The following is a 13607-nucleotide window of genomic DNA, read 5'->3' as shown; positions in this document are numbered from 1 at the left end:
TTAGAAAGGTAGGAGCAAAAAAAAAGAGTGTTTTAGAAAACACTCTTTTTTATTTTTTAGAAAACATTAAATTTTCATTATTTCTTCTTCTTTAACAGAAAGTATTTCTTCTGTTTTCTTTACGAATGCGTCTGTTAATTTCTGAACATCATCTTCTACGATTTTCTTTAAATCGTCTGAAATGTCTAATTTTTTAGTATCATTATTTGCATCTTTACGTGCATTTCTAATTCCAACTTTCGCATCTTCAGCTTCTGCTTTCGCTTGTTTTGCTAAATTTATTCTACGTTCTTCTGTTAATGGTGGTACATTTATCATAATAATATCACCATTATTCATTGGGTTTAAACCTAGGTTCGCAATTTGAATTGCTTTCTCAATAGGTTGTAACATATTCTTTTCCCAAGGCTGCACACTTAATGTTCTTGGATCTGGTGTATTTACGTTCGCAACTTGGCTTAATGGAGTCTGTGAACCATAATAATCTACCATAACAGTTCCTAACATAGATGGTGTTGCTTTACCAGCTCTAATTGTACGTAATTCTTTTTCTAAGTGCGCCATTGCTTTTTCCATAGCTTCTTTGGCAGTGTCTAATATAAACTCAATTTCTTCGTTCATCTTCAGTATTTTTTAAAGATTTTTATTATTTAGAATCAACAATAGTACCAATTTTTTCTCCAGAAACTAATTTCAGTAAATTTCCATTGGTATTCATATCAAAAACAATAATTGGCAAATTGTTTTCTTCACTTAAAGTAAATGCTGTCATATCCATTACTTTTAAGCCTTTTTCTATAACTTCTTTGAAAGTAATAGTTTCAAATTTTACAGCATTTTTATCTTTCTCAGGATCTGCATTGTAAATTCCATTTACACGAGTTCCTTTTAAAATGGCATCTGCATCAATTTCAATTGCTCTTAAAACTGCAGCTGTATCAGTTGTAAAATATGGATTTCCTGTTCCTGCTCCAAAAATAACAACGCGTCCTTTTTCTAAATGACGAATTGCTTTTCTTTTAATATAAGGTTCTGCAACTTCTTTAATTTCTAAAGCAGTTTGTAACCTTGTTTTTACATCTGCATCTTCTAAAGCACTTTGCAATGCCAAACCATTTATACAAGTTGCTAACATTCCCATATGATCTCCTTGAACTCGATCCATACCATTTGCAGCGCCAGCAACGCCTCTAAAGATATTTCCACCACCAATTACAATGGCAACTTCAATTCCTTTTTCGACTACTTCTTTAATTTCTTTAGCATATTCCGCAAGACGTTTAGGATCTATTCCATATTGTCTATCGCCCATTAAAGCTTCTCCACTTAATTTTAAAAGAATTCTCTTGTATTGCATAGTTTGTTTTGATAGTTGTGCAAAACTACGTTTTTTTTTTAATTTTTTAATAACTAAAAAACCTCGCTTTCAAATATTTTGAAAACGAGGTTTTATTTATTTATGGTATTCTTTTTACTTGCAAGAATAACAATACTGGATTTACCCTAAAGTAACTCTTTTGAAAGTTGAAACTTCAACATCGCCATAAGTAGCAACATATTGTGCAACATTTTTCTTTTCATCTTTAATAAAAGACTGGTCTAAAAGACACTGCTCCATATCTAAAGTTGTGTTATCTGCAATAAATCTTTCCATTTTTCCTGGTAAGATTCTATCCCAAATTTGTTCTGGTTTACCTTCAGCTTTTAATTCTGCTTTTGCAGCTTCTTCAGCTTTTGCTAGAACTTCATCAGATAATTGAGACATAGAAATAAATTGAGGTACGTTCTTTAACGTTTTCCCTAATCTACCTAACTCAATATTATCTTTTTCAATTACAGCAATTCTAGCTTCAGTTTCTGCTGCAACAAATGCAGGATCGAAATCTTTGTAAGATAAAGTTGTAGCTCCCATAGAAGCTACTTGCATTGCTACATCTTTTGCTAACGTTTCAGCATTGTCTACAACAGCAGATAAACCTACTAAAGCAGCAATTTTACCAATGTGAGTGTAAGCACCAACATAAGCAGCCTCTACTTTTTCAAAAGCTGTAATTTCTAACTTTTCACCAATAACACCAGTTTGTTCAACTAATTTATCAGCAACTGTCATACCACCAAAATCTGCAGCTAAGAAATCTTCTTTGTTATCGAAATTTAAAGCGATATCTGCGAATTGACCACCTAAAGCTACGAAAGATTCGTTTTTACCTACGAAATCTGTCTCACAAGCTAATACTATTGCAACACCTGCAGTTTTATCGTCATTAATTCTTGTTACTGCAACACCTTCTGTAGATTCTCTATCAGCTCTTTTTGCAGCAATTTTTTGACCTTTTTTACGTAAAACATCAATTGCTTGTTCGAAGTTACCTTCTGCTTCTACTAATGCCTTTTTACAGTCCATCATACCAGCTCCAGTTGCTTCTCTTAATTTTTTAACATCAGCAGCACTTACTTTTACCATGTCACTTATTTTTTTATAGAAATATAAAATTTCTAAATTGTTATTAAATTATTTTTTTTCTTCAGCAGGAGTTTCAGTTACTTCAGGAGCAACCTCAGCTTTAGCTTCTTCCTTTTTAGGAGCTTCTGCTTTAGCTTCTTTTTTAACTTCCTTTGCTTTTTCCTTATCAGCTTTGTCTGCTTTTCTTTCAGATAAACCTTCAGCAATTGCATCCGTTACAAAAGATAATACTTTGTCGATAGACTTAGAAGCATCGTCGTTTGCTGGAATTACGTAGTCTACTTGTCTTGGATCAGAGTTCGTATCTACCATTGCAAAAATAGGAATGTTTAATTTTTGAGCTTCTGCTACAGCAATGTGCTCTTTTTTGATGTCTACTATAAATAAAGCACCAGGTAAACGAGTCATATCAGATATAGAACCTAAATTCTTTTCTAATTTTTCTCTCTGTCTGTTTATTTGTAATTTCTCTCTTTTAGACAATGCATCAAAAGAACCGTCAGTTTTCATTCTATCGATTTGAGCCATTTTTTTAACAGCTTTTCTAATAGTAACAAAGTTTGTTAACATTCCCCCAGGCCATCTTTCTGTGATGTAAGGCATGTTTACTGCTTTTGCTTTTTCAGCAACGATATCTTTTGCTTGCTTTTTTGTAGCTACGAATAAAATTTTACGACCAGAGTTAGCGATTTTGTTCAAAGCTTCTGAAGTCTCTTCTATTTTAGCTGCAGTTTTATACAAATCGATGATGTGTACACCATTACGTTCTGTATAAATATATGGTGCCATGTTTGGGTTCCACTTTCTTGTTAAGTGACCAAAATGTACTCCATTGTCTAATAATTCTTGAATATTTATGTTTGCCATTTTATAAATGTGTTTACTTTCTGTTTGTGAAATCAATAATTAAGTAGTCTTTCGAGTCTTAACTATTTAGATGCTAAACTGTTTAATATTAATTTTTTGTAATAATAACAGTTCTCGATATAATAAATTACAGAATAAATTCTGTAAAATATTAACGTTTCGAGAATTGGAATTTTTTACGTGCTTTTTTCTGACCGAATTTCTTACGTTCTACCATTCTTGGATCACGTGTTAAAAGACCTTCTGGTTTTAATACAGCTCTATGATCTGCATCAATAGAAACTAAAGCTCTTGTAATTGCCAAACGAATTGCTTCTGCTTGTCCAGTTACACCACCACCATAAACATTTACTTTTATGTCGTAAGACTCTAAGTTTTCTGTTAACATTAATGGTTGTTGTACTTTATACTGTAAAGTTCCAGTTGAAAAGTAATCTTTATAGTCTTTTTTGTTAACTGTAATGTTACCTTTTCCTTCAGAAAGATAAATACGAGCAACAGCAGTTTTTCTTCTACCTATTTTGTGAACTGTATCCATTATTTTAAATCGTTAAGGTTAATAGCTTTAGGTTTTTGCCCATCATGTTTGTGCTCTGTTCCTGCATAAACATACAAGTTTCTAAATAAAGCACTTCCTAAAGTATTTTTAGGTAACATTCCTTTTACTGCTTTCTCGATTAATCTTGTAGGATCTTTCTCGAACATTTCTGTTGCAGTTAACGATCTTTGTCCTCCTGGATATCCTGTGTGACGAATGTAAGATTTGTCTCTCCATTTGTTTCCAGTTAAAACAATTTTTTCTGCGTTGATAATAACCACGTTATCTCCACAATCTACGTGAGGAGTAAAATTTGGTTTGTATTTACCTCTAATTAGCTTTGCTATTTTAGAAGATAGACGACCCAACGTTTGCCCGTCCGCATCAACTAAAACCCACTCCTTGTTTACGGTAGCGCTGTTTGCTGATACTGTTTTGTAACTTAATGTGTTCATAATTACACTATTAGTTTTTGTGTGTTAATAAATTAATTTTTCCTTAAAAAAGGAGTGCAAATGTACTACTATTTATTTGATTGACAAATAGTGGTTTAGAATTATTTTTATGAATTTAATTTTCAAAAATCATCTAACAATAATTAACATATCGTTAAGAAAATAGAAGGTTACTTTTGTAAGATGATAAAATCCTGCTTTTTTTAGCATATTTATCTTCGTCAAATAACAACCCAAACAAATGAAATTACAATATATATCACTTTTTATAAGTGTTTTCTTTGCATTGAATTTCTCTGCGCAAGAGGTTAAAAATACATCGCTTCCGAAAAGAATTTACACTACTAAAAAATTGAATGCAGTTCCTGTAATTGATGGTTTTATAAATGAAGAAGCTTGGAATGCTGTAGAATGGTCCTCAGATTTTACAGAAAATAATCCAGATGAAGGAACACCACCAACATATCAAACTAAGTTTAAAGTAATGTACGATGCGAAATACTTGTATATCGCTTTAAGAGCTTTGGATGATAATCCAGAATTAATTCAACAAAGATTAACAAGAAGAGATGGTTTTGCTGGCGACAGAATAAATGTAATTATAGATAGTTATCACGATAAAAGAACGGCTTTTGTTTTTACAACAACTGCTGCTGGTGTTAAAGGAGAAGAAATTGTTACCCAAAATGGAAATAATTGGGACGATAGTTGGAACCCTATTTGGTACACAAACGCAAAAGTAGATAATAAAGGATGGACTGCAGAAATGAAAATTCCATTTAGTCAATTACGTTTTGGAGACGATAAAGAGCAAATTTGGGGTTTTAATGTAAACAGAACTATTTTTAGATTGCAAGAGCGTTCTCTTTGGCAACGAATTCCAAACGACCAAGCAGGTTATATAAGTGAAGCAGGAGAATTACATGGATTGGTGAATTTAAAATCTCAAAAACAATTAGAAATTCAACCTTTTACGGTTTTACAATACGATAATTATCCTGCAGAACCAGGAAACCCATATAGGGATGGAAGCGATTTTAAAATCAATGGTGGTTTAGATGCAAAAATTGGAATTACGAACGATTTGACTCTAGATTTAACCATAAATCCAGATTTTGGTCAAGTAGAAGCAGATCCTGGAGCGATTGCTTTGGATGGGTTTCAGATTTTCTTTAAGGAACAAAGACCGTTTTTTGTAGAAAATAAAAATATTTTCGATTTTGAATTTGCAAATGGAAGAGACAATCTTTTTTATAGTAGAAGAATTGGTAGGAATCCACATAGAAATGCAAATTTAAAAATTGGAGAATTTGCAAATGTTCCACAAAATTCAACAATTTTAGGAGCTGCAAAATTTTCTGGAAAAACCAAAGATGGTTGGTTTATTGGTGTTTTAGAAAGTGTTACTGCAAACGAATATGCAGAAATAAAACAAACAGATGGTAAAACAAGAGAAGAAATTGTAGAGCCGTTAACTAATTATTTTGTTGCAAGAGCCCAAAAAGATTTTAATGAAAGAAATTCTTATTTAGGAGGAATCTTTACAGCTACAAACAGAAATTTAGACGGTAATTTTACTGAATTACACAAAGCTGCTTATACAGGTGGAATTGATTTTAGGCATACTTGGCGAAAAAGAGACTTTTATTTGGAAGGAAATGCAATAATGAGTCATGTTACAGGAAGTAAGGAAGCTATTGAAAACACACAACTTTCTATTGCAAGATTATTCCAAAGACCAGATGCAACTTATGTGAATTTAGACCCAACAAGAACTTCGTTAACAGGAACTGGAGGAAGAATTGAAGCAGGAAAACAAGGTGGAGGAAATTGGAGATACAATGGAGGTTTTATTTGGCGTTCGCCAGAATTAGAATTAAATGATGTTGGTTTTTTAAGAAATACAGATGAAATGATTCAGTTTGTTGAAGGAAAATATTTGTGGCAAGTTCCAAAAGGAATCTATAGAGAAATGAGTCTGCAAGTAGAGCAATCATCAACTTACGATTTTGGTGGGAATTTAAACAGAATAAGATTCGAGTTAGAAGGAAACATAAATTGGAAAAACAATTGGTTTACAGAAATAGGAATGGGTTCTAGCAGCCAAATTCATAGAAATGCTTTTTTAAGAGGTGGCCCACGTTGGCGAGTTGCAGATGATAAATTTATTTACGCGTTTGTTGGTACAGATAGGAGTAGAAAGTTTAGTGCTACTTTAGGGCATGTTATTGTTAGAAGTAACGAAGATGTGTTTAGTAGAAATAGATATGTTTTTCGGATGAATTACCAGCCTTTCGATTCTTTTAGCATGTCTTTAGAAAATGAGTTTGAACAAACCCAAGACAAATCGCAATATGTAACCACCAGAGATTTTGGAAATATAAAAAGATACATTTTAGGAAACATAGAAAACGATTCTTGGACAACCACCTTAAGATTGAATTACAGTTTAAATCCTAATTTTTCGGTTCAGTTTTATGGACAACCATTTATTTCTAGAGGAAGATATTCCGATTTTAATTTTGTAAATAATTCAGTTGCGAGTTCATTTAGCGATCGAGTAAATATGTTTGATGAAAATCAAATTTCTACAGATGCGAATAATAATTTTTTAATTGATGAAAATAAAGATAATGTAACAGATTATTCTTTCGGAAAACCAGATTTCTCTTTTGTGCAATTGCAAACAAATTTAGTAGTAAGATGGGAATATATTCCAGGGTCCGAACTCTTTTTTGTTTGGGCAAGAGGTTCTTCTGGAAGTCAAGATTTCGAAGATTCTTTAAGCAAGAGTGTAAGAACACAAGTTTTTGATGTTCCTGCCAATGATACTTTTCTAATTAAAGCGACTTATAGATTTGTAAGATAAGTTTATTGAATAGTTAAAGTTGTCTGCTTGAGCGCAGTCGAAACCTAAATTAATTTCTAGAAAAAAAATAATTTGAGCAAATTGTGAAATTCGTGTCTTAATACTAAATCCTAAAAATCAGGCGCAATTCTAAAATTCATTTTTTCGTTTGTTGTAGGATGCAAAAACTCAATAAATTCGGCATGCAAATGCAATCTATTTTCTTTTTTTCCATATAAATCGTCACCAATTATGGGTGAATTTAATCCGTTTTTATGAGCAGCATGTACTCTAAGTTGATGCGTTCTACCAGTTATTGGATAAAAATAAACACGCGTTTTATTGTTTTTTCTTTCAATAACTTCCCAAATGGTTTCTGCATTTTTTCCATGTTCGTAACAAACCAATTGTTTTGGTCTGTCGTCTAAATCTACACGTAAAGGCAATTTTATTTTTCCTTTATTTTCGGGTAAATTTCCATCTAACAAAGCAACATAGCGTTTTTTAATACTTCTGTTTATAAACTGACTCTGTAAAACCTTATTAGCTTCTTTGGTTTTCGTTAATAATAAAATCCCTGAAGTAGACATGTCTAATCTATGCACAATTAAAGGACCAGTAGCATTTGGATATTTATCCTTAATTCGAGTATAAACAGAATCGCTAATTTCTTTTCCAGGAACCGATAAAAATTCTGCGGGTTTATTTACGGCAATTAAAACATCATCTTCATAAATAATCTCTAAATCTTTGTCTTTTGAAATTTCTTTGATTAATAGATTCTCATCCATTTTAATGCCAGATAACATGTGTTCTAAAATAGGTTTGCATCGACTTTGGCAAGCAGGATAAAAGTTTTTGTGTTTTCTAATTGCTGAATTTGGCGAAATTCCCCACCAAAATTCTGCCATACAAATTGGCGTTAAATCGTTTTTAAATGCAAACTGTAATAATTTCGGAGCAGCACATTCTCCAGAACCAGCAGGAGGTTTTATTTCGGGATTGTTAAAAATGTCAATCAGTGCTTTTGATTCTTTTTGCTGATTCAAAAATTGAAATTTCTCGAACAACGTTTGTTGTAAAAAAGCAGAAGTCGTTTTCCTTAATTTTTTTAATGTTGAAATATTTGCTTCAATATTAATAAGGTTTGTTCTTTTCTTATCAATTTTAGCATTGTAATATTCCACCAATTCTTTGTAGAAAAACTGGTCGTTATAACTTTCTTGCGTTAATTTTTTTTCAAGGTTTTTAAAATCATCAGCATTTATATTTTCTTTTTTTAGGGCTTTTCTTTTACTTTTATTTAGTTTCAATTTTTTACGTTGCAGAGCTAAATCATCTTCAATTTCTTTGGATAATTTTTTTACTTCTTTTTTTAATCGAAGATAGTTTCTATCGCTTTTTAAAGCTTCTAATTGAATGCTAATCTGTTCAATCTCTAACTCGCCTTTTCTGTAAAAACTATTTTTAGTTCTTAAATCGAAAACTGGTGGCACAAATGTTTCAGGGCAACTTTCGTCTTCTAATTTTCCTGAAAAAGCCGCTAAATATCCTAATTCGTTTTGTTTATTTTTCACTACTAAAACTCCAAACATTTTTCCGATTGCAGTTTCTTTATCATCAGCATTAAAACCGAAATTATGTATAAAATCGTTTTGATTTTCTAAATAATCTTGCAATTCTTTTGCAGCTATTTTAGCCAACGGATGTGGTTGGTAATAAAAAGGAAACGTAAATTTTTCTGGAAGAGAAATTCCAGAAGTAGCTGTTTTAAAATGTTGAATATGTTTCAATTTCATAAGAATAATTGCCAAAGATAGTTAGTTTATCTGTTATAAAATATAGAAGTAGTGTTTTCTAAAGAGTTCATATTAAATCTATTTGTGTTAATGTAAACTGTCAATTTGCTATAGTTTTGTATCAAATTAGTAAAAACAATCAAAAAATAATAAATATGAAAACAATTAAAAAATTAACAGCAGTATTAGCGATAACAGGTTTACTATTTGTTTCTTGTGATAAAACAAAGAAAGAAAAAGTAGAAGATAAGGTAGATGAAAAGATGGAGCAAGTAGAAAATACGATGGAAGAAATTGGCGATGATATTTCTGAAGGTTTCCAAGAAATGAAAATGAAATTAGAAGACGGAACAGAAGTAAATTACAAAATGGATTCTGATGGTTCTTTAGCTTTTGACAATTGGGATGGATTTACCATTGCAAATAAAGAATTAAGTGATATAGAGAACTTAGATACAGATGAAGTAAACACTAGAATTGAAAATTTAAAAGGTACAATTGCTAGTTTAGGAAATAATATTCCTGCTTGGTTAAAAACGGATGAGGTTATGGACGATATTAAAAATATTCAAAAAGAGTATAAAAATGTAGTTGATAATAAAAACGACGAAGCAGATAAAGTAAAGCAAAACATCGAAGATTTAAACGAGAAATTTGATGATTTACGTGAAGAGTTGAATGAAGTTATTGCAAAATATAAAAAATCATAATCAAAACATTATTTTGATTTTATAAAAGGGTAGCTGAAAAGCTATCCTTTTTTTATGCGCTAAAAGTTGCACGTTGTAAACGATCGTTAATCGACTTTCCTAAACCATTATCAGGAAAACGTTCTGCAATAATAACATCTAACTTTAAACTATCTAATTCGTGTAAAGAATTATACAATTTAGAGGCTGCTTCATGCATTAATCCGTTTTCAGATAGAATAATTTCTGTGAGATTTTTATCTTTTAAAGAGTCTTTAAAAACTAAAATTCCTATTTTTTTATTCGGATGATTTTTAATTTCATGAGCAACATTATCTACCAAAAAAGTTTTCGTAGAAGGTGCATAATGTCTTGCCAACATTCCTGGAGCATCTGGGCTTTGTTCTTTCTTGTTTTTAATTGTAATTTTACCAACAACAGCTTCAATATCTTCCAAAGCCAAGGCACCTAATCTGTAAATAATTGGCTCTTCGTTTTCGAAACCAATAATGGTAGATTCGATTCCGTTTTCGCAAGAACCACCATCTAAAACTTGCTGAATATCATTTTTAAAATAACGTTCTACATGTGCTGGTTTTGTAGGACTAATACTTCCAAAAGGATTTGCACTTGGAGCTGCCAAAGGAAAAGGCAATTGTCTTAACAATTCTAAAGTTACTGGATGATTTGGAATACGAACTGCAACTGTATCTTTTCCAGCAGTAATTAAATCAGGAATTTTTTCGCTCTTTTTTAAAACCAATGTCATAGAACCTGGCCAAAAAGCGTCTGCTAATAACTTTGCTTTTTCAGGAATATGAGTTACTATGTTTTCTAATTTTTCTACCCCAGAAATATGTACAATTAACGGATTAAAAAACGGACGTTTCTTTGTCGAAAAAATGCTTTTTATTGCTTTTTCGCTAAAAATATTTCCAGCCAAGCCATAAACTGTTTCAGTTGGTATTGCTACCAATTGCTCGTTAGTTAATAGTTTTACTGCCTTTTGTATGTCTTTAGAAATTATGCTCATAATTCGGTTGCGAAATTACACATAAAAATGATTTCAACATAAAATAGAAAAGAACTTTTAAAAGAAACGTTTTTTAAAATTATTTTTTCATTTCTTTTACACGTAGTTCAGTAACTGCAGACCATTCGTTTGCTGTATTGCCAGAGAATATAATACGAATATCACTAGATGTACATTGTTTTAATTTAAAAGCTTCTAATTTTTTTGTTTTTCCAGAACTCTCCCCTTTAAATGCAGTAATAAATTGGCCACCACCACATGAAAGTTGAACTTCAAATTTATATTTTCGCTCGTCTCCTTTGTAAAATGCAATTTCAATTTCTTGCGGACTAGAATTATCTTCTAATTCTATATCTATAGAAGGGCTTTTTTTATCTGTGCTCCAATAAGTATTGGTATTATTATCAAATAAGTTTTTTATGTTATCTCTTGAACTAGAGGTGTGTACATAGTTTTCTAATCGATTTTCTGACTTAAGTTTTTTTCTAACTTCATCAAAATTTCCCTTATCTGCAATTGCAAAAGTTCCTGTTAAACGAATGTCTTCAGACGAAGAACCAATTTCAATTTTAAACTCACCTGGTTCCACAACCCATTTCATTTTAGCATCTAAAAACTCTAAATCTTCTGGTTTAATTGTGTAGCTTACATTTTTTGTTTCTCCTGGTTTTAAGTGTACACGATCAAAACCTCTTAAATTTTGGACATAAGTTGTTACAGAGCTTACTTTGTCTTGTGTATAAAGTTGTACAACTTCGTCTCCAGCGACTTTACCAGTATTGGTTACATTAAAAGAAACTGTAATGTTTTCTCCTGGTTTTTGCACCAATGGAAAAATCTTTAAACCAGAATATTTAAAAGTAGTATAACTTAAACCATAACCAAAAGAATACAAAGGATTGTTTACTCCAGCAGAACCAGCAGGAATTTGAGAAGCTGGTTTGTAAGGGAAATTCATAGGAATTTGACCTACTGTTTTTGGAACAGTTACTGTTAATTTTCCACCAGGATTGTAATCTCCAAAAAGTACATCTGCAACTGCAGTACCACCTTCTGAACCTGGATACCAAGCCGCTAAGATAGCTGGCACATTTTTATTCGTCCAATTTATACTTAAAGGACGCCCACTAATTTGAACAATAACAGTAGGAGTTCCTGTTGCATAAACTGCTTTAATTAATTTTAATTGATGTCCTGGTAAATTTAAACTTGTACGAGATTTATTTTCTCCACAAGTTTTACCATTTCCACCAACAACAACCACTGCTATATCTGCTTGTTTTGCTTGTTCTACAGCTTTGTTTATTTCTTCTTGCTCTTGTTTTGTTAAATCGAAATCAATAATTTCTGATTCAGGCCAATTTTTATCTATAATGTCACAACCTTTTGTGTAAAGAACTTCTGCTTCAGAACCTACTTTATTTTTAATTCCCTGTAAAACTGTGGTAACGTCTACTGCAACTGGTCCATAATGTGTTAAGGCGTAAGAAGCATCATTTGCATTTGGGCCAGAAACTGCTATTTTTTTTATAGATCCTTTTTTAAGAGGAAGAAGATTGTTTTCATTCTTTAAAAGAACAATAGATTCTCTGGATGCTTGTAATGCTATTTTTCGATGTTCTTTACTGTAAACAAGTTCATCCGCTTTTTTCATATCCTTAACGTAAGGAGCATCAAAAAGACCCGTTAAAAACTTTACTCTTAGAATATCTTTAACTAATTTATTAATAGTTTCTATTGTTACTTCACCTTCACTTATCAATTCACGAAGAGGTAACACAAAACTATCTGGCGATCGGAAGGTACAACGCATATTTAACCCTGCATTTACAGCCATTTTAATAGCATCTTTATAAGTTTTAGCAGTTTTATGTTTGTTATACATGTAAATTACAGCATCGCTATCTGAAACAATATATCCTTTAAAACCAAGCTCTCCTCGTAATTTATCTGTTAACCAATATTTAGAACCTTGAATAGGAACCCCATCATAATCGTTATAAGAACTCATAATACCCATTAAGTTCGCTTCTTTTATAACACGTTTCCAAGGATAAATGTGGATTCTTTCCACTTCACGTGGCGACATTTGAGGATCTGTTCTAGAAAATCCTTCACGAGCACCTTTATTATTACTGTATGCTGCAAAATGTTTACCAGTTGCTGCTACTTGCATATCTGTTTGTAAACCTTTACACATTTCTATACCCAATTCTGCTACTAAAAAAGGAGACTCTCCATAAATTTCTTCATAACGTCCCCATCTTTGATCTCTACCCACATCTAAAATTGGAGCATATACGTTTGTATAGCCTAAAATACGCGCTTCTTTTCCTGTAATATTTCCAATTTCACGTACTAAATTTTTGTTCCAAGTATGTCCAATACCTAATTGTGTAGGGAAATTTGTGGCTTTAAAAGCTTCTACACCACGAATACCTTCATTTGTAAAATCTACAGGAATACCCATTCTTGTTTCCTCAATAAACCAACGTTGTACTTCGTTTAATGCCCAAGCATGTTTAGAAGCTGGCCAAACATTTTCGTTGTCTTGTGGTGCTCTTCCCCAGCCACGAAAACCATTCAAATGCTCGTCAATAGAACCCATTCCATCTTTCCAAATTTGAGTTTTCCAATCTTCGGTTGGTAAGGCGTCTTTTAGAACTCTTTGATAACCATAAAGCGTAACCATTTGATTCGTTTTCTCGTTGATGTTCATTTGAGAAAGTAAATCATCTACACGTTTTTCGATATCTTGTGTGGTATCTTCAAAAATGTCTTTTTTTCCGTTTTTGTTGAAATCGATATAATCTTTTTTATAAATATTCGATTTAGGAGCATACAATTCTTGAGCATTAAAATTGCCCAATAAAAGCAGACTAAAAATAAGTGTTAAGGAAGTTTTTATCATGAT

General features: G+C 31.8%; 11 protein-coding genes. 2 read left to right on the top strand and 9 right to left on the bottom strand.

What is annotated here, in order from left to right; genetic code table 11:
• Positions 1 to 66: 66 nt before the first annotated feature.
• From frr to rplM, 6 genes are all read right to left on the bottom strand, one after another.
• Positions 67 to 621, bottom strand: coding sequence for a ribosome recycling factor (gene frr, locus H9I45_RS09600; protein WP_088354797.1), 555 nt, complete (start codon positions 619 to 621; stop codon positions 67 to 69).
• 25 nt (positions 622 to 646) lie between these two features.
• Entirely contained in the window at positions 647 to 1357 is a 711-nt protein-coding gene (pyrH, locus tag H9I45_RS09595; protein ID WP_088354798.1) for a UMP kinase, read from the bottom strand.
• 141 nt (positions 1358 to 1498) lie between these two features.
• Positions 1499 to 2464 carry a translation elongation factor Ts gene (gene tsf / locus H9I45_RS09590; RefSeq protein ID WP_088354799.1) on the bottom strand — a complete coding sequence of 322 codons (966 nt, stop codon included), beginning with the start codon at positions 2462 to 2464 and terminating at the stop codon, positions 1499 to 1501.
• Between the two features lie 48 nt (positions 2465 to 2512).
• Entirely contained in the window at positions 2513 to 3331 is an 819-nt protein-coding gene (gene rpsB / locus H9I45_RS09585) for a 30S ribosomal protein S2 (protein WP_088354800.1), read from the bottom strand.
• 151 nt (positions 3332 to 3482) lie between these two features.
• Positions 3483 to 3869, bottom strand: a complete 387-nt coding sequence (rpsI, locus tag H9I45_RS09580) for a 30S ribosomal protein S9 (protein WP_088354801.1) — start codon at positions 3867 to 3869, stop codon at positions 3483 to 3485.
• Entirely contained in the window at positions 3869 to 4324 is a 456-nt protein-coding gene (gene rplM, locus H9I45_RS09575) for a 50S ribosomal protein L13 (protein ID WP_088354802.1), read from the bottom strand. The genes rpsI and rplM overlap by 1 nt, the downstream gene beginning before the upstream one ends.
• Positions 4325 to 4565: 241 nt before the next feature.
• Between rplM and H9I45_RS09570 the strand changes: the two genes are divergently transcribed.
• Positions 4566 to 7193 (top strand): DUF5916 domain-containing protein, encoded by a 2628-nt coding sequence (locus H9I45_RS09570; RefSeq protein ID WP_088354803.1) that lies wholly within the window; start codon positions 4566 to 4568, stop codon positions 7191 to 7193.
• A 110-nt stretch (positions 7194 to 7303) separates the two neighbouring features.
• Here the strand turns inward: H9I45_RS09570 and H9I45_RS09565 are convergent, their stop codons facing one another.
• Entirely contained in the window at positions 7304 to 8971 is a 1668-nt protein-coding gene (locus H9I45_RS09565; RefSeq protein WP_228454832.1) for an RluA family pseudouridine synthase, read from the bottom strand.
• 155 nt (positions 8972 to 9126) lie between these two features.
• Between H9I45_RS09565 and H9I45_RS09560 the strand changes: the two genes are divergently transcribed.
• Positions 9127 to 9681 carry a coiled-coil domain-containing protein gene (locus H9I45_RS09560; RefSeq protein ID WP_088354804.1) on the top strand — a complete coding sequence of 185 codons (555 nt, stop codon included), beginning with the start codon at positions 9127 to 9129 and terminating at the stop codon, positions 9679 to 9681.
• Between the two features lie 52 nt (positions 9682 to 9733).
• Here H9I45_RS09560 and H9I45_RS09555 read toward each other — a convergent pair whose 3' ends face one another.
• Together H9I45_RS09555 and H9I45_RS09550 are read right to left on the bottom strand one after the other, a co-directional pair.
• Entirely contained in the window at positions 9734 to 10693 is a 960-nt protein-coding gene (locus H9I45_RS09555) for an L-threonylcarbamoyladenylate synthase (RefSeq protein ID WP_088354805.1), read from the bottom strand.
• Between the two features lie 79 nt (positions 10694 to 10772).
• A complete protein-coding gene (locus tag H9I45_RS09550) occupies positions 10773 to 13604 on the bottom strand; it encodes a glycoside hydrolase family 3 C-terminal domain-containing protein (RefSeq protein ID WP_088354806.1) in 2832 nt (943 codons plus the stop codon).
• Positions 13605 to 13607 lie beyond the last annotated feature (3 nt).

Source organism: Polaribacter haliotis, from assembly GCF_014784055.1.
Taxonomy (GTDB): Bacteria; Bacteroidota; Bacteroidia; order Flavobacteriales; family Flavobacteriaceae; genus Polaribacter; species Polaribacter haliotis.
Note: the sequence above shows the minus strand (reverse complement) of the source record. Positions and strands in the feature narration are given on the sequence as shown.